At 40.6% G+C, this 23,849-nt stretch carries 23 protein-coding genes; 2 read left to right on the forward strand and 21 right to left on the reverse strand.

What is annotated here, in order from left to right; translation table 11 throughout:
- Positions 1-39 precede the first annotated feature (39 nt).
- Positions 40-813, reverse strand: a complete 774-nt coding sequence (locus QZ407_RS00385) for an XRE family transcriptional regulator (RefSeq protein WP_295767082.1) — start codon at positions 811-813, stop codon at positions 40-42.
- A gap of 84 nt (positions 814-897) precedes the next feature.
- Here QZ407_RS00385 and QZ407_RS00390 point away from each other — a divergent pair, with 84 nt between their 5' ends.
- Entirely contained in the window at positions 898-1,251 is a 354-nt protein-coding gene (locus tag QZ407_RS00390; RefSeq protein WP_295767083.1) for a GIY-YIG nuclease family protein, read from the forward strand.
- A 27-nt stretch (positions 1,252-1,278) separates the two neighbouring features.
- Here the strand turns inward: QZ407_RS00390 and QZ407_RS00395 are convergent, their stop codons facing one another.
- The 3 genes from QZ407_RS00395 to QZ407_RS00405 all read right to left on the reverse strand — a co-directional run bounded on the left by QZ407_RS00395 (position 1,279) and on the right by QZ407_RS00405 (position 7,591).
- A complete protein-coding gene (locus QZ407_RS00395) occupies positions 1,279-1,893 on the reverse strand; it encodes a fasciclin domain-containing protein (RefSeq protein ID WP_295767084.1) in 615 nt (204 codons plus the stop codon).
- 93 nt (positions 1,894-1,986) lie between these two features.
- Positions 1,987-5,214 (reverse strand): DPP IV N-terminal domain-containing protein, encoded by a 3,228-nt coding sequence (locus tag QZ407_RS00400; RefSeq protein ID WP_295767085.1) that lies wholly within the window; start codon positions 5,212-5,214, stop codon positions 1,987-1,989.
- Between the two features lie 73 nt (positions 5,215-5,287).
- Entirely contained in the window at positions 5,288-7,591 is a 2,304-nt protein-coding gene (locus QZ407_RS00405) for a transglycosylase domain-containing protein (protein WP_295767086.1), read from the reverse strand.
- A gap of 107 nt (positions 7,592-7,698) precedes the next feature.
- Between QZ407_RS00405 and QZ407_RS00410 the strand changes: the two genes are divergently transcribed.
- The gene (locus tag QZ407_RS00410; protein ID WP_295767087.1) at positions 7,699-8,577 is read left to right on the forward strand and encodes a polyphosphate kinase 2 family protein; all 879 of its coding nucleotides are present in this window, start codon (positions 7,699-7,701) and stop codon (positions 8,575-8,577) included.
- On the opposite strand, the gene QZ407_RS00415 is transcribed toward QZ407_RS00410, so the two are convergent.
- The 17 genes from QZ407_RS00415 to QZ407_RS00495 all read right to left on the reverse strand — a co-directional run bounded on the left by QZ407_RS00415 (position 8,578) and on the right by QZ407_RS00495 (position 23,785).
- Positions 8,578-9,030, reverse strand: a complete 453-nt coding sequence (locus QZ407_RS00415; RefSeq protein WP_295767088.1) for an Rrf2 family transcriptional regulator — start codon at positions 9,028-9,030, stop codon at positions 8,578-8,580. It abuts the gene before it with no gap.
- Positions 9,031-9,229: 199 nt separating this feature from the next.
- Complete coding sequence (locus tag QZ407_RS00420) at positions 9,230-10,375, reverse strand: MFS transporter (RefSeq protein WP_295767089.1); 1,146 nt, start codon at positions 10,373-10,375, stop codon at positions 9,230-9,232.
- A 39-nt stretch (positions 10,376-10,414) separates the two neighbouring features.
- Positions 10,415-11,449, reverse strand: coding sequence for a LacI family DNA-binding transcriptional regulator (locus QZ407_RS00425; RefSeq protein WP_295767090.1), 1,035 nt, complete (start codon positions 11,447-11,449; stop codon positions 10,415-10,417).
- Between the two features lie 169 nt (positions 11,450-11,618).
- Entirely contained in the window at positions 11,619-12,575 is a 957-nt protein-coding gene (locus QZ407_RS00430) for a transketolase C-terminal domain-containing protein (protein ID WP_295767091.1), read from the reverse strand.
- 94 nt (positions 12,576-12,669) lie between these two features.
- The gene (locus QZ407_RS00435) at positions 12,670-13,515 is read right to left on the reverse strand and encodes a transketolase (protein WP_295767092.1); all 846 of its coding nucleotides are present in this window, start codon (positions 13,513-13,515) and stop codon (positions 12,670-12,672) included.
- 97 nt (positions 13,516-13,612) lie between these two features.
- Positions 13,613-14,290 (reverse strand): fructose-6-phosphate aldolase, encoded by a 678-nt coding sequence (fsa, locus tag QZ407_RS00440; protein ID WP_295767093.1) that lies wholly within the window; start codon positions 14,288-14,290, stop codon positions 13,613-13,615.
- Positions 14,291-14,457: 167 nt separating this feature from the next.
- On the reverse strand, positions 14,458-15,708 hold the full coding sequence (locus tag QZ407_RS00445) for a BamA/TamA family outer membrane protein (protein ID WP_295767094.1): 1,251 nt from the start codon (positions 15,706-15,708) through the stop codon (positions 14,458-14,460).
- Between the two features lie 189 nt (positions 15,709-15,897).
- The gene (locus tag QZ407_RS00450; protein WP_295767095.1) at positions 15,898-16,209 is read right to left on the reverse strand and encodes a YMGG-like glycine zipper-containing protein; all 312 of its coding nucleotides are present in this window, start codon (positions 16,207-16,209) and stop codon (positions 15,898-15,900) included.
- A 57-nt stretch (positions 16,210-16,266) separates the two neighbouring features.
- Positions 16,267-17,007 carry a metallophosphoesterase gene (locus tag QZ407_RS00455; RefSeq protein WP_295767096.1) on the reverse strand — a complete coding sequence of 247 codons (741 nt, stop codon included), beginning with the start codon at positions 17,005-17,007 and terminating at the stop codon, positions 16,267-16,269.
- 6 nt (positions 17,008-17,013) lie between these two features.
- A complete protein-coding gene (locus QZ407_RS00460; RefSeq protein WP_157543381.1) occupies positions 17,014-17,751 on the reverse strand; it encodes a nucleotidyltransferase in 738 nt (245 codons plus the stop codon).
- Positions 17,752-17,929: 178 nt separating this feature from the next.
- The gene (locus QZ407_RS00465; protein WP_295767097.1) at positions 17,930-18,370 is read right to left on the reverse strand and encodes a hypothetical protein; all 441 of its coding nucleotides are present in this window, start codon (positions 18,368-18,370) and stop codon (positions 17,930-17,932) included.
- 9 nt (positions 18,371-18,379) lie between these two features.
- Positions 18,380-19,321, reverse strand: a complete 942-nt coding sequence (locus QZ407_RS00470) for a hypothetical protein (protein WP_295767098.1) — start codon at positions 19,319-19,321, stop codon at positions 18,380-18,382.
- 51 nt (positions 19,322-19,372) lie between these two features.
- Positions 19,373-19,927, reverse strand: a complete 555-nt coding sequence (locus tag QZ407_RS00475) for a sigma-70 family RNA polymerase sigma factor (RefSeq protein ID WP_295767099.1) — start codon at positions 19,925-19,927, stop codon at positions 19,373-19,375.
- Between the two features lie 103 nt (positions 19,928-20,030).
- Entirely contained in the window at positions 20,031-20,495 is a 465-nt protein-coding gene (gene bcp / locus QZ407_RS00480; protein ID WP_295767100.1) for a thioredoxin-dependent thiol peroxidase, read from the reverse strand.
- Between the two features lie 17 nt (positions 20,496-20,512).
- A complete protein-coding gene (locus QZ407_RS00485) occupies positions 20,513-22,225 on the reverse strand; it encodes a M23 family metallopeptidase (protein ID WP_295767101.1) in 1,713 nt (570 codons plus the stop codon).
- Between the two features lie 6 nt (positions 22,226-22,231).
- Positions 22,232-22,843, reverse strand: a complete 612-nt coding sequence (locus QZ407_RS00490; RefSeq protein ID WP_157543375.1) for a fumarylacetoacetate hydrolase family protein — start codon at positions 22,841-22,843, stop codon at positions 22,232-22,234.
- A gap of 438 nt (positions 22,844-23,281) precedes the next feature.
- Positions 23,282-23,785, reverse strand: coding sequence for a T9SS type A sorting domain-containing protein (locus QZ407_RS00495; protein ID WP_157543374.1), 504 nt, complete (start codon positions 23,783-23,785; stop codon positions 23,282-23,284).
- Positions 23,786-23,849 lie beyond the last annotated feature (64 nt).

Raw genomic sequence — 23,849 nt, forward strand, 5'->3', positions numbered from 1 at the left:
TAAAGATATTGGCTATGAGTTTAATAACAAGCCTGTAACTTAATTGTTGCTTTGCAAACGTGAAATGGATTTCTGCATTTCGGCCATCATGCTAGTGAGGTTTTCAATGCTTGGCTCGGGCGTAGGCATTGGCAAATGTGTAGATAAAAATGCTTTTGCTTTCCATATTTCCAAAATGTCTTCCCCGCCAATTTCATATGGTTCATAAGCCGGGTTATCAGACAGTAACTTCAACTTTTTGTTGTCGCGGTACTTGTTGCCAATCCGTTTATAAACCACGCCTTCGTTTTTTGATAATACAACGTAAGTTTCGCCAGCTTTGATATCGGCCCAGTTTTCAACATACTCACCAATAATTACAGTGCCTGACACTAAAGGCAGCATTGAGTCGCCTTTTATTTCAAATGCACGGTAAGTACCTTGTTTAAACATAGGTAAATACAGCTTAGGTAAATTTGATACGTACTCCGGATCGGCGTAGCCATTAAGGTAACCCGCGCTGGCTTTTACCGGTACCATCTCAATATTTTCGTTTTCATCTTTATCAACCGTAATACTCAAAACACGCAAGTTAGCCGGATTGCCTTTTGGCTTCGGGGCCCATTTCTCGTTGATAGTCTCATTGATAAAATCATCAATACTCACCTCAAAATATAGTGCTATTTTTTTTAGTAAATCATATTTTGGGTCGGCACGGTCTTCCTCATAGGCACCGACTAGGGAGCGTTTAATGCCAATTTCGTCGGCAAATTGCTGTTGCGTAAGACCTTTCTTTTTTCTGAGGAATTTAATATTAGATGAAATTATTGACATAAAATTTGGAAATACTAAATTTGTTAGTAAATTTATGCTCATAAAATTAGTAACAAATTTCTATTTAGCAAAATATATTATCAAATGAAACACTTCATCTATATCCTTACTGATAGGAATCGCAATAATCTTCACGTTGGATTGTGTACTGATATTTTAAAAACAATAAAATTTTATGATGAGATGCCAACGCTGTTTTTTGACAAAGCGCAGCAACTAAATCGCTTAGTATATTTCGAGGAGATAAATACAGAAGAGCAGGCAATGGAACGCTTTAAGCTTTTAAGCACGTTCACCCGTGCGCAAAAAGAAAAGATGATCAGAGCTGTAAACCCTGATTGGATTGATCTTACTATTGGTTTACAGATGGAAAATGCCAGAGTGAGACCACTGCTAAGACCATCGCTTGCTGCCAGAAGACGCGCTTTTGCTGTTTAACAAAGCAACAGGATAGAGCAGTGTTAACTATAAAGCGCGGTCTTGAGGGATAAGGCATTTGCTTAAGGTATGCATAATACCGTTGCTCTCTTCAACATCAAATAATCCAATTACGCTTTTGCCGCCAGTGTTGTCGGTTAAAATAATGTTTCTGTTTTCGTTTACGGTAGCGGTTAATTTGCTGCCGGCTAGCGTTAAAATTGTAGCTGTTCCATGGGCATCTTTTATAAGTTTTAACAGGTCCTTACTTGTATAACGGCCGGGTAATATATGATAGCTCAAAAAGTTTACCAGCTCATATTTATGAGTTGGCTTCATCAATGTATCTAACCTTGCTCCAAGCTGTTGCTTTAAATCATCATCGGCAGGTAACAATAGGGTAAGAGGTCCGCGGCTTTTTAATGTTCCATACATTCCTGATACTCGTAGCGCGTTCAAAAAAATTGTGTTTGATTTTGACGCCGTTAAGTTTTCTATAAAATCCATAGCCTTATTAACAGGTTCCCCATTAACCATTATTACTTTTCCTTCAGCAGCGCTTGCCCGTACCGAGTCTTGATATGACGAGCCGCGCGTGGGTATGGTTTGCGCCGAGGCCGTAACCGATAGAATTGTAGTTATAAACAATATTAAGTATTTCATAGTGTAGGTATTTATATTACTGATTGCTATAAAATTTGTTTTATGAAAAAAAGCGGCGCTACGGCCGCTTTCAAAGTTATAACTTATGTACAATTACCAGCCTGGGGTAAAGTTCAGGCCAAACACCGGTTTTTTAACATCGGTACGGTTAAATGGAATTGCATAGTACGGCTCTAATATAAGCGCACCAAACAGGTTTACTCGTAATGAAATACCAGCACTTAACGCAGGAACACGCTGATTGGTGTTGTAAACCCCATCAAGTATAGGTTTTCCTTCACTGTCTAAAACCGGCCTGTTGTTATCATCAACACGGGGCTGATAATATAATAAGTCAGGTGCTTTTTGGAATTTAATGGTATTACCGCTGTTCCATGCTAAACCTGCATCAAAAAACAGATTCAATTCGCTGAATAAAAACTTTGATTTTATTGCCGACAGCTTTTCAGGACCGGTGAATGGTAATCTGATCTCGAAATTAAATACCGCAACTCTTGATCCTGATAGCTGATCAATAGTAAATCCATTTGATCCTTGCGTAGAGTTGTTGTAAAAGGTTTGACTTTCATAACCTCTTATGAGGAAAGGATAACCAATGTAGTATGGGTACAAACCGGTTTCTTGCCCAAAGCGGCCGAATGAATTAAAACGCGCTGCAAGTGTTATGGGCTTTAAGCGCTCATATTTACGCAAATCAATTGTTGGCGAAAAGAAGCGGTAGGAGCCCACATTATATTCTGCCTGCAAGCGATACCTGAAGCCGCTTAATGGTGATGCAATGCCAAAATAAGAGTTATCGCCAACTAAAGCCGCACTTATTTGAGCCAGTGAAAACGACCTTAAATATCCTACGTTATTGTATTGGTCATTGTTATAATCATCTAATGAAACGCGTCTGCGCCTATCGCGGTAAATGCCGCCACCATCAGGGTAGTAGGTGCTAAAGCGATGAACCATATAAGAGTTATGCGAAAAGCCTCCTCCAAATTCGGCACGTGTTGTTTTTGAAAATGGATAAGCTGTAAACACGCTTACCTGATCCTGAAATATGCGTATAATATCAAATCGCTCTTCAACAGCATCAACAGTTACATCCTGCCCTGAATTGTTTTGGTATGTGAACTTGCTTGGTACAATATTGTAGGTTGCAAGCTGGTAGGGTATGTGAGACAAACCAAAGCCGAAGTTCCAGCGGCCTGTTTGCTTAATGTATAGAGCCTGCGCACCAAAATCATAAATTTCCCCGTTGACAGATGCTCCGGCATATATCTGATTTCTGCCCAATATATCACTGAACATGCCCTGTATACCGCTTGATAAACCCGCACCGTAACTGCCTGCACCGCCTATGCCCACGCCAACGCCTACACCGCTGCTGGCAAGGTAATCAAGCTTGAATTGCGGACGATACGGAATGTTTTGTATAGAGTCGATAGCAATACGCTGGTACGATAAGAAATTATTAAGGTTGGAGTTTATTAAATCAACACCAACGGCACGCGGCGGAGGCAGTAGTGCTGCTTCGAAATTAGTTTCATTGGCAGCAACAGTTTTTACATCTTTAAAGTCGCTGGCCTTTGCATTATAAAGGGTATACTTTTGTGCACGATAATAAGAATACAATACATCGTCATTTGTAGATACGCTTAAAGCAGGTGAAAATTCGGTAATACCTGATATACCGGTGAACAAATGAGTCATTTGCTCAACATTTCCGGTGGCTGATGTAAACCTGTAAAGGTTGCGGAATCCATCTCGGTTAGAGAGGAAATAAATCTGTTTCCCATCACCCGAGTATTGCGGGTTCATGTTGTTGGCACCATCAAAAATTTTAAGATCGATTACTTTGCGAGACGCCAAGTCGAGCTCGGCCAGGTTAAACGTTATGGCTTGCGTTGTTGAAGCATCGTAAGTAGTACGGTCGCTGGTGAAAATTATCTTTCTACCATCGCGTGAAAACGCTGGCTGATAATCTGAAAATTTATCGTTGGTTAGCTGCGTAACTTCTTTGGTATTGAAGTTATACATATACAAATCGCTTTGCCCGTTAGCAAGACCCTGGAACGCTATTAAATTACCATCGGGGGACCAAGTAAGGTTACTGAATTGACCCACCCGCCCCATTGAAATATTTTGAAGAACTTTTCCGCTTGGCACCGATACAACAAGCATTCGGTTTCGACCACCGCTGAAAACGCTGAACGCAAACTTTTTGCCATCCGGCGACCAGGTTCCGGCCGATTCGATAAAGTTGAATTCATCTATGTGCGTATTGGACGTTTTGCTTGTGAGTCGCCGTATAATTTTACCCGTTTTAGCGTCGGCCAAAAATAAATCAATCGAAAACAAATCTTTTTCAGAAAGGAACGTCATGTATTTGCCGTCAGGACTAACAGAGGGCGCAACGTTCATTTCGCCTGAGTTTTTGTTGTCAATTACCTTGGTTCCGGGCAAAAACTGAGTTGTGTCTTTCAAATAAGGTTTATACATATTTACTATGGAGTTTTTCCATAGGTTTGATAAAGTTTTATCATCATATCCAAACGTACGCCGTATACCATACTCTAGTCCAAAACGGGCAACATTTTTGAAGAACGGTACGATGATGGTATCGCCGTAGGTTGATCCTAAGTATGACCAAAACGCCTCCCCATACCTGTACGGGAAATACTTGCCGCTTTCCGTCAAATCTCGTATGGTAGGTATGTCGTTATTTAAGTAGGCATCGCGCATCCACATTGCTGTATATGCATCCTTTTTTCCTAATGATAAATACTCAGCCATACCTTCAATCATCCATAGTGGCAAATTGTTGATGTTATTTTGGCCGGTTGTATCACTCTCTAAAAGTATGTGGTACTGAAATGCATGCACCAACTCGTGCCCTAGTACATGGCGGGTGGTGTGGTTGGTTTCCATAATTGGCATAACCACACGGTTTTTTAACCCTTCGGTAACACCGCCTGTACCTACTCCTATATCACCATCAATGGCCGTGGTTTGTTGAAAATCAGGATGATCGGCATATAATATAATAGGGTTGGGGCGTTTGAAAGTGTCTCTGAAAACCTGTTGATGCAGAGTATACCACAGCTCGCTCTCCTGCGCAAAACGCTTGAGCAAGCTATCGTTTTTCATGTAGTAGTAAATTTCAAAGTGAGGAGTTTTAAATACTTTGAACTTCAAATTTTTATAGCGAACCTTATTTTGCCCAAAATACTGAGCCTGGGCCGGTTGGCTCATGAACACGATACTTAGAACGAAAACAAGCAGGAGGCAAACCTTTTTAACTTTGCTTACCACAAAGTATAATTTACTCATATACAACGGTTATAACTGTAAAAGAACAGGTTAAATTTATTTAAATTACTGCAAATTGCGTAATGGTTGGCAATTATTGTTGCGCAGTAGTATCAGGCGGTGCAATAATACTGCTATCGGCCGGTGCGCTTGTGCTATCACTTACCGATGAGGTGTCAACCCTGATGCGTGGCGACGGACACATGTAAGTTTTAGTTATTTTAGACCAAGGCTTAGGAAAAGGCCCATAAGTGTAGCCTGATGAAGGGTCGGAATAAACCTTCTCCATAAAAGAACCAAAGATAGGTAGTGCAGTATGTGACCCTTCACCTGTTTCAGATGAATTGAAGTGTACACTACGGTCATCGGCACCAACCCAAATTCCTGTTATTAAATCTTTGGTTATACCCATATACCATCCGTCCACATAATCAGATGAGGTTCCGGTTTTACCACCAATTTGATTGCTGGCTTTTTTCCAAAGAATTGGATATTCCCATAGCGCTTGTGAGGTGCCACCGGGTTCCTCCATGCCGCCGCGGAACATATACAGCATTAGCCAAGCTGTTTCCTCGCTGATTACGCGTGTGCTTTTAAGTCCGAATTCTTTAATAACATTATCATTATGATCAGTAATCTTTGTAACCAAAAGCGGATCAATTCTTTCGCCCCTATTCAAGAATGTGCTGTAAGCCCTAACCATTTCATAAACTGATACGTCGTTTGAACCCAATGAGACTGAAGGGACAGCTTTCAGCGGACTTTCAATACCGCACTTGTGAGCATATTCAACCACCTTATCCCAGCCAACTTCCTGCGTAATTTGTGCAGTAATTGAGTTAACAGATTTGCCCATGGCCCAACGTAAAGACATTTCACGGTATGAGAAATGAAAGTCGGCGTTTTTAGGTTCCCAAACTTCAGGCTTGCCGTTATCATCATATGAAATTGATACCGGTTTATCGGTGAACTTATCGCAAGGTGAATGGCCGTTATCAATTGCAGTTAAATAAGCAAAAGGCTTGAACGTTGAGCCAGCCTGCCTTTTAGCCTGGTTAACGTGATCGTATTTGAAGTACTTGTTGTCAATTCCGCCAATCCAAACCTTTATTTTCCCGGTAGATGGCTCAATAGTCATCATGCCGGTATTAAGCAATTTGGTGTAGTAAATAATTGAATCGGTTGTTGAAAATGTAGTATCGCGTTCACCTTTCCAGGTAAATACCTTCATTTGTTTAGGCTTATCAAAATACTTGTTTATCTCAACAGTATCACCGTTGTATTTCTTCTTCAATAAGCTGTAAATAGGCAGCTTCTGTTTGGCTTTCCATAAAAAGTCGGGTATCTCATTGCCTTTTGAGTCGCGCCATGGATTTTTGCCCCGCCATACGTTATAAAACCTGCGCTGCAACATTTTCATCTTTTCGGCAACGGCTTCTTCCGCAAAGCCCTGCAGCTTTGAGTCAATAGTGGTATAAATTTTCAAGCCGTCTTCATACAAATCGTAGTCGTTCTCTTTAAGCCACTTATCAAGCCACTTTTCAACTGCCCTGCGTAAGTAAGAGTCACTTTGACCCACCTCTTCAATGTGACTTAAATCAAGCCCTATTGGCTGTTTAATGTTGGCATCATACTCAGCCTTTTTCAGGTAGCCGTATTTTTCCATTTGCCCTAACACTACGTTACGGCGTTCAACCGCTTTGTCGGGATAACGTATAGGGTTGTAGGTTGATGTTGCCTTAAGCATACCAATTAACAGTGCAGCTTCGGCAGCGTTAACTTGCTGAGGGTTTTTATTAAAATATTTTAACGTAGCTGTTTTTATCCCAAAGGAGTTATTGCCAAATGTTACCGTGTTAAAATACATGGTAAGTATTTGTTGCTTGTTGTAAAGGTGTTCAATTTTAAACGCCGTAAGCCACTCCTTAAACTTAAATGCCACTGTACGCACCAGCGGAATATGCCGTATAAAACCTTGAGCTTTACGTTTACGGGTTTTGAAAAGATTTTTGGCAAGCTGTTGCGTTATGGTACTGGCACCGCGCCTGTCGCCGGTGGCAGTAGATATTAAGCTGGTAAAAAAGCCATAATAGTCAACACCGCCATGTTTATAAAACCTAACATCTTCTGTAGCCACCAGGGCATTAATCAGGTTAGGCGAAAGATCTTTATACTCTATAGGTGAGCGGTTCTCCTTGTAAAACTTGGCAAGCAGTTTCCCATCGGCGGTATATACTTCTGATGATAATGATAGCGTAGGGTCTTTAATATCCTGTAAACTTGGCGAATAGCCAAATATTCCGAACAGGTTTAACTCTATAGAGCAGAAGAATATAATGACGAAATAAATAAATATCAGAAGGTAACGCAGTATAGGATTGCGGACACGTTTAAACATTGGCTAAAATTGTAAGTTATATAGTAACATAAAGCCACCAACCAATACCAATAACGGTAATATGCGTTGTAAATTTTATGCTAACATCGCACAAAGCTATTTTAATCATGCAAAATATAACTAACAATTTTAAAATTACCGGTAATAAGAAAATTTCTCTTAACAATTTCGATACAGACTATACTGCTGATGTAAAAAAAGAAGATGCAAAAGCAATTTTAAAAGCGCTGGTTAAAGAAACAGCCGATTTACAGGATAAGCTTTACGCGGCCAATAAATATAGCATGCTGCTTATATTTCAGGCTATGGATGCAGCCGGTAAGGATGGAGCTATAAAACACACTATGTCGGGCATAAATCCGCAAGGATGCCAGGTTTATAGTTTTAAGCAGCCAAGTACCGAGGAGTATAATCATGATTTTTTATGGCGTCATAGTAAAGCTTTACCCGAGCGCGGACGCATAGGCATCCATAACCGGTCGCATTATGAGAATGTACTGGTTAGTAAGGTACATCCCGAAAACGTTCTAAGAGAAAATTTGCCTGACATACATAGAGTTGAGGATATTGACGATAAGTTTTGGAATGAGCGTTACAAGAGCATCAGAGCCTTTGAACGAAACCTGCATAACAACGGAACTGTAGTTATTAAATTCTTTTTGCATCTATCAAAAAAGGAACAGAAAAAGAGGTTTTTGCAACGTATCGACGATCCTTCAAAGAACTGGAAATTTAGTGCGGCTGATATAAAAGAGAGAGGGTATTGGAAGGATTATATGGCGGCTTATGAACAAGCCATAAGCGAAACTGCCAATGATGATGCTCCATGGTATATTATACCGGCTGATAAAAAGTGGTTTTCACGGATAGCCATATCAAGCGTAATTGTAGAAACGCTGAAAAGCTTGGAATTGCAATACCCGGTGTTGCCAAAGGACGAAGCCTACCGTTTGCAACAAACCAAGGAGCAACTAATGGGCGAATAGTTAATTCAGATCTATTAATGCAGAATCACCAAGGGAAACCTCCTTGCTGATTAAGTCGGCAATGCTGGTTTCAGAAAGTATTTTTAGCGTTGCATCTCTGATGTCCATAAACATACTTCTGATACCGCAGGTAGACTCGTTGTGGCATTCTTCGCAACGGTGATAAAAGTTAAGACTTACGCAAGGCACCATGGCAATGGGCCCATCAGTAATGCGAAGTATGCTTACTAAAAAAATATCTTTTGGGTCTTTGTTTATGGCGTAGCCGCCACCTGCTCCTTTTTTGCTGTACAAAAATCCAGCTTTGCGTAATTCAAGCAATATAACTTCAAGAAACTTTTTAGGTATTTTTTCCAGCTCTGCTATCTGCGCAATCTGCATCGGCGGATTGTCTTTGTTTTTTCCCAAAACAATCAGCGCCTTAATGGCATACTTAGTTTTCTTAGATAGCATAGTTAAAAGTGAGGTACAATTATAGGAAAAAATGCAGCCAAATAAAAAATTGACCTTTACAAGCAAACAATTGGTTTGAATATCGTCTTAAAGCGATTTATAAATACCGCAGTCTTTCAATCAATTTGTAAGACTGTTGATATCCATTTAAATAGCAGTAAGGTCTACTAAAATTATGGATTATTTGCCAAACAAAATATTATTCTTTAATTTTTTGCACCATTAGCACAATTAAACCGCCTAACATGGCTATTAAGCCAAAAGACCAGCGTAGGCCAACCGCTTGTGCAACGTAGCCGACAAATGGCGGTACAAGTAAGAAACCGAAGTAACCTATAGTAGATATAGAAGCAATAGCGACCCCGCTGCTTAACGTGGCAGATTTACCTGCAATACTGAAAACCAGCGGTACAACGCAGGCAACGCCAAGGCCCACAAGCATAAATCCTATAGCCGCAGGTATGGCGTAAGGCACTAGTACGGCAAGCAGCAGTCCGGCAAATATAAACCAACCACTATAGTTGAGCATGTTTTTAATGCCAATACGTGTAACAACCTTATCTCCAACAAAACGCGCTATGGTCATAGCTATCATATAGCCTACAAAAGCCGCTGTTGCCGTGGCCTTGCCGGTATAAATGGCTTTTTCAAAGTAAATGGCACTCCAATCGTACATGGTGTTTTCACAAGCCATGCAGGCGAAGCAAATAACTGCAAACTTAAGCATGTGCTTATCAGGCAGTATTAAAAATGGTTTACGTTCAACAGGCTTTGGTTTCTGGTGAAATGTTGACGGATAGTAATAGATTGAGGCCGCACAAAGCAGTAAACTTACAGCGCCAAGATGATACAGTAAACCGATATTAAAGCTAACCATCACATATCCAACGGCAGCACCTGCAAAGCCGGCCATGCTCCAAATACCATGAAAGGTTGTGATTATAGACTTTGGATATAGCGATTGTACACCTACTGATTGTGCATTAACAGATAAATTAAGCAAGTTTCGGCCTGAGCCAAATGCAAATAGTATAACGGCAAATTGCCAAACCGTGGTTGCAAGACCCAAAAACAGCAGCACAGCATTAAACAGCAACGCACCAAACATCATTATGCTGCGGCTGGTGTAATGGCTAAGCAGCCGGCCTGTAACGGGCATAGTTGCCATGAGGCCAATTGGAAGTGCAAAAAGTAATGAACCTAACTGGGCTTCATTCAAATGCAAATCATGCTGTACACTTGGTATACGCGACGCCCATGATGAATAACCAAAGCCTGAAATAAAAAAGAAGACTGCACACCCTATGCGTAAATCACGAGGCGATTTATTGACGAACTCTGCCATGCGCCGCAAAAATAAGCATTGCAGCGGCTTTTTTGGCCTTTACTTCCTTTTAACTGATGAATCCCTGATTATTATCTCGGATTTTTGCGTGATTCTTTTTGCAGATTGAGCAGCTGCTGATGTGTTATTTATACGGTTAACAAGTATGCGGGCGGCCTCTTCGCCCATTATATCGCCTTTGTAATTTACCGTTGTCAAATTGGGCTCAATTATACTTGCTTCGGTGTCATTGTTAAACCCGGCAAAGGCAATATCCTGAGGAATGCGTATGCCAGATTTTTTTATCTCCTGCATGCAGCCTACGGCGCAGGCATCGTTAGTAACAAAAACAGCATCAGGCCGCTCTTCCATATTCATTATTTGTTGAGCCGCATCAATCCCAGCATTCATGGTAAGGTCTGTCTTAATAACTAAGCTTTCATTAAAAGGTATATTATAATCTTCCAATGCCTTTTTATAGCCGGTAAACCTATCGGCTGCTACACTACTTATTTTAAAGGCAGTAACATGCGCAATGCGTTTACAGCCCTGTGTAATTAAGTGCTCAGTAATATCATAAGCGGCCTTTATATTGTCTATCTCAATACCCGGGCATTTAGGGTGCGGCCAAACACGGTCAAAATATACCAGCGGAATACCGCGTTTTACAAAACTTTCGAAATGGTCTGCATTCTCCGTTTCATAAGCTAAAGATACCAGCAACCCATCAACCCGGTTATTGTACATAGCCTGCGCTATGTTAATTTCTTTGTTAACATTATCAAGGGATTGACTGATGATGAGATTATAGCCGGCATCACTCAAAACTCTTTCGGCGCCGGCAATAACGTTTGACATGAAGCTGCTGTTGAGGTTACCTACTATAATGCCAATGATGTTACTTTTACGCTTACGCAGGTTGCTGGCCATTTGGTTTGAGCGGTATCCCATGCTTTTTGCCGTTTCCTGCACCTTTGCTTTGGTATTAATATTTACCGAGGGATGGTCCATCAATGCACGGCTTACGGTAGCTGCTGAAATATTTAAAGCTTTGGCAATATCGTATATCGTAATTTCTTTATCAGGAATACTCATTTCATCAAATTCATTTTAATGACAAATGTAAAGGTAGCGTTTATAGTTGTATAATAAACCTGATTGTTACGGTATAGAGAGGGGATGTAGCCTCGCTGATTAATACAGCGTGTAAACAGAAAAAGCCGCCTTGAAGGCAGCTTTTTCTGTTTTGTATTAGCGAATTAATTTATCCTTTACGCTGGATAGCTTTTTGCGCTGCCTCAACAATGGCAGGTGCATTAAGCTTATATTTCTGCATCAGTTGCTCTGGTGTACCTGATTCACCAAATGAATCATTAACTGCTACGTACTCTTGTGGTGCCGGCAGGTTTTTAATTAATACCTGTGCAACCGAATCACCTAAACCACCTAGGCGGTTGTGCTCTTCGGCTGTTACCACGCAACGTGTTTTGCTAACTGATTTTAAAATGGCTTCTTCATCCAAAGGTTTGATGGTGTGGATGTTAATTATCTCAGCTGAAATACCCATAGCTTCCAGTTGCTCTCCTGCTTGTATGGCTTCCCACACCAGGTGGCCGGTTGCAATAATGGTAACATCAGTACCTTCACTAACCATCCAGGCCTTACCAATTTCAAAAACCTGATCGGCAGGGGTGAAGATAGGCACTACCGGGCGACCGAAACGCAAGTAAACCGGGCCATGATGCTCGGCAATGGCAATGGTAGCTGCTTTGGTTTGGTTATAATCACAAGGGTTAATAACGGTCATGCCCGGAAGCATTTTCATCATACCCAAATCTTCCAGTATCTGGTGGGTTGCGCCATCTTCGCCCAGGGTTAAACCGGCGTGTGAAGCACAAATTTTAACGTTTTTATCAGAATAAGCTATTGATTGGCGAATTTGATCGTAAACGCGGCCGGTTGAAAAGTTGGCAAAAGTACCGGTGAATGGAACATGGCCACCAATTGTCATACCGGCTGCAATACCCATCATGTTAGCTTCGGCAATACCTACCTGTACAAAACGTTCCGGGAATGCATTGATAAAATCCTGCATTTTAAGTGAGCCAACCAAATCGGCACAAAGGGCAACAACTTTAGGGTTGCGTTTACCAGCCTCAAGCAAACCTGCTCCAAAGCCCGAACGCGTATCTTTTTTCTCTGTATATGTATACTTGGTCACTGTTTTCTTCTTAAGTGATTGAGTTATTCAGTTAATTTTTGTTGGAAACGTGAATTACGAGTTAAAATTTTGTTTTCTACTCTTGGCTCTGTTCTTAGTAGTCTCCTAAAGTTTCCTGTAATTGATCTAACGCCTGCTGTAACTGGGCATCGTTAGGTGCAACGCCGTGCCATTTGTGGCTGCCCATCATAAAATCAACTCCGGCACCCATCTCGGTTTGCATCAATATCATTACCGGTTTGCCTTTACCGCTAAGGGCAATAGCTTTTTGCAGTCCTTCAACAACCAAGGCCATGTCATTGCCCTGCATTTCCATAACCTCCCAGCCGAAAGCTTCAAACTTAGCACGCAAATCGCCTAATGATAATACCACTTTCGTAGGACCATCAATTTGCTGGCCATTTACATCAACTGTAGCAATCAGGTTGTCGACACGGTTGTGTGGAGCAAACATAGCTGCTTCCCAAATTTGGCCTTCCTGTAATTCTCCATCGCCATGTAAAGTAAATACCAGGCGGTCATCACCGTTGAGCTTTTTACTCAACGCAGCACCAATACCAACCGATAAGCCCTGGCCTAATGACCCGGATGCCATGCGAATGCCAGGCAAACCTTCGTGCGTAGTAGGGTGACCTTGCAGCCTTGAATCTAACTTACGGAAAGTTCCTAATTCTGATTTGTCAAAGTAACCGGCGTGAGCCAGTACCGAATAGAAAACAGGTGATATGTGCCCGTTTGATAAAAAGAAAAGGTCTTCGCCAACACCGTCCATATTAAAAGACGGGTCGTTTTTCATGATTGAAAAATATAAGGCTACCAAGTAATCGGTACAGCCTAATGAGCCACCCGGATGACCGCTTTGACAGCCGTGCACCATGCGCACAACATCGCGGCGTACTTGTGAGGCAATATTTTTAAGCTCTGAAATATCTTGTGTCATTTTTAGTATTAGTTGATTGATATTAGTTCATAGTTAATGGTTTATAGTTCATAGCGTGAGCCTAAGCAGCCATGAACTATGGACCATAAACTTAAAATTATTTAACCGGCTCAACGCCCGCTGCAGCAGCTTTAGCATGGTCGGCAAGGAACTGAGCCAGGCCGTTGTCGGTTAACGGGTGTTTCAACAAAGCAGTAATTGCGCTAAGTGGGCCGGTGATAACATCGGCACCAATTTTAGCACAATTAATGATGTGCATAGCATGACGAACCGAAGCTGCAAGAATTTGAGTTTCGTACCCGTAGTTATCATATATCAAACGGATATCTTCAATCAAAGTTAAGCCATCTGTTGATACGTCATCTAAACGGCCAATAAACGGCGATACGTAGGTAGCACCCGCTTTAGCAGCCAATAATGCCTGACCAGCCGAAAATACCAGTGTACAGTTAGTTTTAATACCTTGCTGGGTAAAATATTTAATGGCTTTAACACCATCTTTAATCATTGGCACTTTTACAACAATGCGTTCGTGCAGCTCGGCCAAAGCCAAACCTTCGGCAACCATTTCATCATAAGTAGTTGCAATTACTTCGGCGCTAACATCACCATCGGTAATGTCGCATATAGCTTTATAATGAGCAATTACATTATCATGGCCGGTAATACCTTCTTTAGCCATGAGTGATGGGTTAGTGGTTACACCGTCTAAAATCCCCATGTCATGGGCTTCGCTAATTTGAGACAGGTTGGCCGTGTCGATAAAAAACTTCATAATTAATGGTATGTATTGAATTAAATGTCAGAATAACACTTATTTTAAATTTGTTAAAGCTAAAGAATGCGGTGTAAAAATGCAATTAATTTTCGGGGTTACCTAAATATTTTCTGCAATCGATTGTATTGCTAATTGCTTGTATTTAGTAAATATTGAAGAAGAACTTAGAAAGCTTCACCCAATCCAAAACGTATTGATGAGAAACCTTTGCTCATGCCATAGTCAATGGCAATATTAGTATTTGAGGCCTTGTTTACTTTAATGCGTAAACCGCCACCTGCTGCAGGGTGAAAGTAGTTGAATTGCCGTGTATCAGGCTCATTCACTGTTGTTACGTTTGCAAATAGTACAAAGCCAAGCAAACCGTTACGTGTAATGCTGCGACGATACTCGGCTTCGGTATACCATAATGCTTGTCCGCGGTAACGGTTTTGCTCCAAACCGCGCCCTGATGTATTATAAAAATCCCAACCCACAGCCGGCAGACTTAGATAAGGGGTGCCACGGTCTAACGTTGTCCAGAAATAAGTCCAGAAAGCAAGTGTGTTTTGGCGCGATGGTTTGGTTTCATCAAGTGCAATGTACTTTCTTACATCGGCATAAAGTGATGACCACGGCCTGGTGCTACCAAGTAAAGTTGAGTTATAGCGGTAAACTAAATTAGCATAACAGCCGGGCAGGGGATTGATGGAATTATTACGGGTGTCATAAAGCAAATTAACCGTAACACCCGATGAAAATGAGTTTTGACCTTGAGCGGTTCCGAATATATAGCCAGATGCATCATCAAGTTCTGGCGCATCATGATTGGTTTTAATGCGCATGTGGTAATCAAGGTTGTAACCTACGCCTGCAAAAAAGTACGGTTTAATGCGCCTGAGTAAACTTTGATAAAAACGAATGTACTTATAATCAACACGCATGCGAGCACTTTCAGGAGTGCCGCCACCAAGGCCCCAGGTGTCTTGCGGATAAACTAAAAAACGCGTGTCGCCGGCTATATACCATTTGTTATCGTTTAGCCAAACACTTGAGCGTAGTGGTAAGCCAAACCTACCATTGAGATTGAAGTATGGAGTAAAGCTGATGTTTGAAATATTGGTAGTTTGCTCGTTACCCATGTAGAAGCTGGCAGTGGTAGAGGTAACAAACATTTTTCCACCACCACTCGGCAATGCCGATGCCGTTGGTAAAAAGGAGAAATACACTTTGTCCTCCTTTTGATCAAGCTTTATATCATTGCGTTTAGTTTTTGGCTTAAACACTGTTCTGAAAACATCGATTAAATCTTTTTGACCCGTTGTGTCAATATTTTTTTGCTTAAAGGTTGATACTATAGTACTGGTGTCTTGAGCTACCAGTAAAGCCGGAGCAAGCAACAATATCCATGAAAGCATCAATTTGTTAAGGGCCATCAATATTTAAGCAAGTAACGGGTCAGTATTACAAATTGTAAATAACAAATTATAAGCCAATATTGCAATAGTATGACATTAAATGTTTAACGTGAGCGAGTATCTAAAAGTTATATAAGCGAACCTTTATAACCAAAAAAGGTGCAATGCAGCTGCATCACACCTTTTACCCGTCCGAATTTAAGTAGATTATAGTCTTCCGGGATGATAGTTTTTTCTACTACGATATGCTTTGCGGTTAGCTCTTGCGCGTTTTTCTTTCGCTCTGCGGCTTTCATTGCCTATGATATAACCGCCACCGGCGCCAACAGCTCCGCCTATTATAGCTCCTTTGGCGTTGCCGCCAATTAATCCTCCTGCTACAGCACCACCTGCGCCGCCAATAATGGCACCTTTAGCTTGTGAACTCATCCCTTTTTTGCGCTTTTGAGCAAATGATGAATTAGTTGCACTGATGACTAATGTTAATATAAGGCTTAATAAAAATAGCGTCTTTTTCATGTTGATGTATGAATGTTTTTTGCCAATACTTTACAAATTGCAAGCCAACTTTATTCACTACACCTCGAGCAGGTAGTATGGGCATTGGTAACCGGCTTTGCTTAACACCTGTTTTGCAACGTTAAATACCTTGATGTCACTGTTAGTTATTGAGCCTTCAAGCGTACCTGCGTGAGCATGGCCGTGAAAAGCGGCAGTTACGTTATTTCTTATTAGCGGCTCGGCTAAACGTGATGAACCCAAGAATGGATAAATTTCAGGCGGCTCGCCTACAACGGTAGCTTTAATAGGTGAATAATGTAAAACGGCTATTTTTTTGTTCACCTGAAACTCACTATCAAGTTTGTTGAGTGCACGCTCTAAATGTAATGCTTCATCTACAGCCTCCTGAACGTAGGCCTTGTTGGCGTCTTCGCCAAACATCGTAAGCAGGTAGCGGTCAAAACCACCACCAAAACCTTTTACACCAGCAAAACCAACACCTCCAATTACAATAGCTTCCCCATCAAGTACGTGTACGTTTGCGCTTTGTATAGCTTGCCTTATGAGCTTGTGCCTGCCTTTTTCATAATCATGATTACCAAGCACGCAAACTACCGGTATGGTGCACGCATGTAATTCAGTAGCAAGTATAGCCGCTTCGTCTTCATCACCTGTATCGGTTAAATCACCGCAAATAATGAGCACATCTGCATTAGCCGATACTTCTTTAAAGTAACTTACCCATTTTCCTTTGTCAGTTTCTTTAACATGTATATCTCCAACGGCTGCTATGCGGGTTACTTTTATATCGTCCATAAGTCATTAAACGGTTTTAATGGTGTATGATTTATAGTCCCAATCTTTTACATCAACACTGTATTGTGTTTGGTCAATCATTGGGCCACGACAAACTTTCTCTTCGGGTGAAGGCAAGTCAAACTGTTCAGCCGCGCGGCGTAACAATTCATCATAAAGCCAGCGTGGTATTATGTTTTGATAATCGGCAGGGTAAACAAATTGAAAATTAATCAGCTGACCTAAAAGCAACTGCCAGTGCTGATCGAGCCTGAAAAGTAAATGATGCCAGTCTAAATTTTTTCCGTACTGTACCAGTAAATGGTTTAAATCTGCCCCATCATATCTTTCGCGGTTTTGTACGTATATTTTACTCCATATCAACTCCTCAGGGCCGAGCAGTTTTACATCCCTGTCAAAAAAGCTCGCATCAACTGCGCGTTCTATCCAGGTATCGTCAACCTTACAAATGTTGTTTACGGTATCAAATATCAAATCAATGAAGTATTCTCCTTTGAAAATCTTGGCCAACCAGCGTGCGTCGGTAAATTGGGTTTCGTATCCTAAATCGCCAAAATATTTCATTATCCGCGGACAATCAACCGATTTACAGTACACATCAAGGTCTTTTGTATCGCGGTAAATTCCGGTGTAATGAAATATGGCAAATGCGCCACCAAGCATATATTCTATACCGCTGTCTCTTAAATGGTCAAGAGCTTCCTGGTAAAATGCTATGCAATCTTCATCGTCGTTAATTCTCATTTCAGGTGTTTGTTAAACAGTACTGCGCTATTGAATACTGCGTTCTGTTTAACATAACCTTAATATAATACTTAGTGTTTTAGAGTTAATAGCCAATTTGCTTAAATTGAATTGCTTTGATAAGCAAAAAAGCGACTTGTGGCTTCACAAATCGCTTTTTATACTTTAATAACTAAGCTTATCTATCGGGTGTTCCGCGTTCACCAAGTTGTTTTATTAGTTCTTCGGTAAATTCACGTTCACTTTGAAAAACGCGGTTAACTTTATCAGGAGGTAATATTTTTAAAAACTCCTTTGTATAATGTTTTTTGGCATCAACCAATTGCTGATCGTACTCAAGGTCTTTCTGAATCTGATCTTTTGACTTATTAAGGCGGTTTTGCAGTTTGGCTTTACGTATAGAGTTTACTTCTTCTTTATACTCTCGGTAAACCGGCCAAAACTTGGCTTTCTCATCATTACTTAGCTTAATTTGAGTTTCAATATAACCCTCGCGTATTAAGTTAAGCTTTTTTGACGGAGCCGATGTGCTTCTGAAAGATGCCGGTGGCTGGCTGAACACCTCATAGCCGGCAAAAATCATCAACGTAAACAATAAATATTTCAATAGTAACTTCATCTTAATTAATTATTGCAAATCAACATAATCCTGTATGGCCGCTCTTAAAGCGTTACTGTCTATCTGCGTGCCGTCGGCAATTACTCTGTGTTCGGTTTCGGTAGCTTCAGTTTGGGTTTCCAAAAAGTTTCTGATATCATCAGAAGGTATTTCTGAAAGTTCCTGATGCAGGTACGACTGTCCGTGTGATTTTAACAAAGGCGCGTCGCTGAAATATAGTGCTGCACCCGCTACAATGGCAAAACAAGCCGCTGAAGCATATTTAAATGCCGCAGTTGAAACCAGCTTGCGAATTACACCAACCGGCCTTGAAGGCATTTGAATAACTTTAGCTTCACCCTCGCCGGTAGTTTGGCTTATTATGCTTTGCTGTAAAGTGTCAAAATACCCGGCTGGAACTTCAAAAGCATTTTGATGAGGCTCGGTAGCTTCTTCTAAAGCAATGCGGCTTAAGATGCTGTCACTCAAGTTTTCAAAATAGCCCTTTGGTACCTCAAAGCCTTCATTTTCACCGGCTAAAGCTTCTTCAATCACTAAACGGCTTTGAATGTTACTGTTTAGTTCTTCAAAATAGCCTTGCGGAACGGTGAACGCTTCCTGGCTTGCATCTGTAGCTTTTTCAATAGTGATGCGACTTTGAATATTAGCTGCAAGTTCATCAAAGTAATTTGCCGGTACAGCAAATGCATTTGTTGAACCAGTAAGGGTTTCTTCAATGGCAATACGGCTTACAATATTATTGCTTAAACCGGCAAAGTAATTTTCCGGAACTGTAAAACCACCACTAATGTCGTTACGCTTAAATTGTTCTAAATGTACACCCGATATGATCCGCTCGCTCAAATCATTAAAGTACCCTGCAGGCACATCAAAAGCATTGCCTGGTTGAGGCAGCTTTTGGCGCCAGGAGTTGTCTTCCGGCAGGTCTTTATGTTCTATATCGATTTCCATATCCCTCGTTAGATTAAAATGAAACTAAAAGGTTTAATGTGTAAATGAAAATTAATCGGTTGATAATAAGAATGCTTCAATTTTTTTTACTGCCAAATGGAAAGACGCCTTTAAAGCTCCTACACTTGTACCCAGTATTTCTGAAATTTCTTCATACTTCATATCATCGTAGTATTTCATGTTAAATACCAGCCGTTGTTTATCGGGCAGGGTAAGCAAAGCTTGCTGAAGTTTAAGCTGCACCTTGTCGCCGCTGAGGTACGTGCTGTCGGCCAGTGACTCCGATAACTCATACGACACATCATCCAACGGAATGTTATTCTTTTGTTTCTTTTTATTTAAAAATGTAATGCACTCGTTAGTTGCAATCCGGTACATCCAGGTGTACAGCTGGGCATCGTTCCTGAAACCTGGCAAGTTTTTCCATATTTTTATGAATACATCTTGTACCAGGTCATCTGCATCGTCATGATCAATAACCATGCGGCGAACATGCCAATATATTTTTTGCTGATACTTTTTAAGCAGCAAATTGAAAGCCTCATTTCGGGTACGTTCGTCCTGAAACTTAGCAAGTATCTCGGTATCACTAACGGATGCTGACATTTAAATTTATATCTGTTGGATGGATGCTAAAGTGATAGGTTTAATGCCAAAGCACTTTATTTTACAATAAAGCTAAGTTATAAAAATGTTTTAATTTACCTCATTACGCTTTTAGCAGGTCAAGCACTTGTTGTGATGAGTTTTTTGTATCTACTTTTGCAATAACGTGGCTTATTACACCTTCGGGATTTATAATAAATGTGGTGCGCTGGGTACCCATATATTTTTTGCCGTACATATTTTTTTCAACCCATACGCCATAGTCATTCACAATTTTTTGGTCGGTATCGGCAATTAGTGTAAATGGTAAGCTGTATTTGGTTTCAAACTTTTTGTGAGATTTTTCATCGTCAACACTTACACCAATAACTTCATATCCTTGCGAACTAAGGTATTCGTAATTGTCTCTGAAATCGCATGACTCGGCAGTGCACCCAGGGGTATCATCTTTCGGATAAAAATATAAAATGACAGTTTTTCCTTTGTAATTGTCTAAAGATACCGTGTTGCCATTTTGGTCTTTAGCTGAAAATTCAGGGGCTTTATCGCCTTGTTTTAAACTCGACATATTGTATAGTGTAAATGTTATTTGTTAAATGTAACTCTATATTGTGAAACGTTATCTTTAGCATCGGTAGCTGTTACTTCAAACTCATGCTTACCTGCACTTACGCTTTCATCAAAGGTATATCTGTATATGCGTGTGCGGTAATCCTGGGTAAGTAAAATCCACTTGCCGTCAATTTTTGCAACAACCGATTTTAACCCCGACAAGTCATCACTTGCACGCAGCGAAATGCTTTTGGCTGCTGCTAAGTTGGCGCCGTTACTAATGTTTATTGGAACAATACGTGGTGCAGTAGTATCAACCTTAATGTAGTAATCACCAAATACAGCTGGTTGTGCCTTTATATAACCATCTTCAAATTTGCCGCCCATGCTGCCACGCATAGTGTTCACGATAACTGCTTTGTTAGCCAGCGAACCAATAGACGCATCGGGCTTAATCCATAAGTTGATGTGATCATGAATAGGGGTGAGGCGATTATGTATACGATGTATAACCGAGTACATTCCGGGCTTTTGTGGCAGGGTACTGTACTTAAAATCCAGGTCATCATAAAGGTTGCCCGGATCAACTACCACCTTAACCGCAGCGTTATTAAACTCATTACGTTGATTGTATGAAAACTTGGTACCCGAATAAGTAACCACTGGCTTATCTTTGGGAATGCTCGACTGTACTTTCAATTTAAGTGTTGAAACGTTACCTGCAACGTCTTTAACCAGGTATTCCACATCGTGCAAAAGGGTATCACGGAAGCTAATGATGCCCCGGTTTTCGTTTTGTGGATAAAGTGTTATGCGGCTGCCTGGAGGAATAAAGCACTTCTGAATCCACCGTTTATATTGAATAAACTGCGGATAATCAATATAGCCATTTATAGCGTGGGTTTGATCAAATGCAAAACGTTCAACTGCAAAGGTATAAACGGTGCGGCCATCAAGCTTAAGCTCAACGGAGTAAATTCCGTTACGGTTTGCCGATGAGTTATTGAGATCATTAGCTGTTATTCCAAAACCTATATCGCCGCTTAAATTAAGTGTTTGTGGTTTGGTAAGGCGGTAATTACCTGAAGCACCGGTTACGGCATAAGGCTCTCTGAAAGTATTTTCGCTAAAGGGTTTACCATTCAAATGATAAATGCTGATGCCGCTTATGCTTGGCGGAATGTTATCAGCTATGGTTAATCCGAAAAGCTGCGGATTAATAGTTTCCTCGGTTAACGAATCACGGATTTCAAAGTGAAGATGCGGACCACCCGAAGCACCAGTATTGCCTGATATAGCAATAAGTTGACCCTTGGTTACCGGAAACTGGAAAGGCTGCAACTTAAAGTCAACCTCAAAGCTTTGATGCTCGTACTGATACTTGCGTACAGCAGCAGCAAGCTCGGGTGTAAGATGATCAAGGTGAGCATATACACTGGTAAACCCGTTTGGATGGGTAAGGTACACAGCGTTACCAAAACCGCCTAATTGTACCCGCAACCTTGATACGTAACCATACATGGCTGCATGCACCGGAAAACCAATTTGACGGTTGGTTCTAAAATCGAGCCCGGAATGAAAGTGATTGGCGCGTAATTCACCAAAAGAACCGGCAGTGCTTGGGGTTAAATCAAGTGGATATTGAAAAACCCCTTTTTGATAAGTTTTAGTTTGTACAATTTCTTGCGCCCGGATGCTTTGTAAAGAGGCAAGACATCCGAGCAGGCAAAATAGCTTTTTTAGCATCAAGAATTATTTTACGTGAAAATCGAGTAATTTTTGTCCGTCGAGATAACCCTCTAAGTGGTCACCTTGTTTTACGGCCGATACACCTTCAGGTGTTCCGGTAAAAATTAAGTCGCCCTTTTTTAACGTAATGTATTGTGATACAAACGCTATTAAACGTTCAAATGAAAATAAAAGATCTTTAGTATTGCCATCCTGGCGTGTTTGCCCGTTAATGTCAAGTTTAAGGTTTAAGTTGTAAAGATCAGTAAATTGAGCTTTAGGCAAAAAGTTACTGATAGGGGCCGAGTGATCAAAACCTTTTGCAAGCTCCCATGGTAAACCCTTTTCTTTATGGCGTGCCTGTATATCACGAGCAGTAAAATCAATACCTAAACCAATTTCTTCAAAATAGTCGGCTGCGAATTTCTCATTAATGTATTTACCCTCCTTACTGATTTTGAGCACCAATTCTATTTCATGATGCACATCGTTTGAAAACTCTGGTAAATAAAAAGGCTTGTTATCTTTTAAAATGGCAGTATCGGGCTTCATAAAAATAACCGGGGTAGTAGGTACCGGGTTATTCAGCTCTTTAGCATGTTCGGCGTAGTTGCGGCCAATGGCTATAATTTTCATAGTGATTGAGTAAAAATCAAATCTATAAAATAATACAATTTACGGCCCAATATTATTTTTAAACATCAGGTATGTGTTTTCTTGTGTTTAATCATATTTTAAAATATAATTAATGTTGGTTAAACGAACGTTTGATTGTAATTAAATAGTTGTTAAATATGCTGGATTTGCGTTGTCATAATCAACATAATTGTATATTAGTATTCCTGATTCTTGATTAATAAATATTGTATATTATGGCTGCAAAATTATTGTGTTGCCCTAAGTGCAAAAAGCCATTTAGCTATCGCGTTGCCCGCGCAAAGTGGGTCAAGTTGTTATTGTTTTTTCTTCCGATACGACGTTATTTCTGCAGCGCATGCTTTGCAAAAAGATATGTGCTTTACATGAATACTGCAAGGTTTCAAAACATGCTGGAAAGTAAATAGGATGAAGATTTTATAAGACAGTTATACGGCGTATAACCGATTCGGTACCAACCATAACTCTTAAAAAGTAAAAGCCACTGGTGAGGTTACCCGGTAAAGGTGAGGTGAATTTTTTTTCGCCCGATTCAACCCTGTCTGAAAATAAGGTTGCAACGTTGTTTCCTAAAACATCAACAATTTTAATGGTTACGTTAACATTGCGCGAAACCATGTACTTAACGTTAATCTGATCAACAACCGTTGTAGGGAAAATTTGTACGTTATTTAAAAGCTTATCAGTACTTACCGGAATGGTTGGTTTAATATTACTGTATGGAGATGGCTTAATTTGAGGCATGCTGCCCGGCGTTAAGCCGTTTTTTAAATAGGAGTTTTTGGCAGACCTGGTTTTACGTGCGTAAATGGTATCAGCTTTGGCGTGGCTACCCAACCCCAAAGTAAAGGCAAAGTTTATGGATATTGCTGCTGCAATTAATGTTATCCATAAATAATTAAAAGTATATCTTTGCCCCATATTTACATTTGATACAAAGGTACTAATAAAACAGTAACCCGTTACAGTGTACAAAGTACATATT

It is taken from the genome of uncultured Mucilaginibacter sp., assembly GCF_913773635.1.
Taxonomy (GTDB): Bacteria; Bacteroidota; Bacteroidia; order Sphingobacteriales; family Sphingobacteriaceae; genus Mucilaginibacter.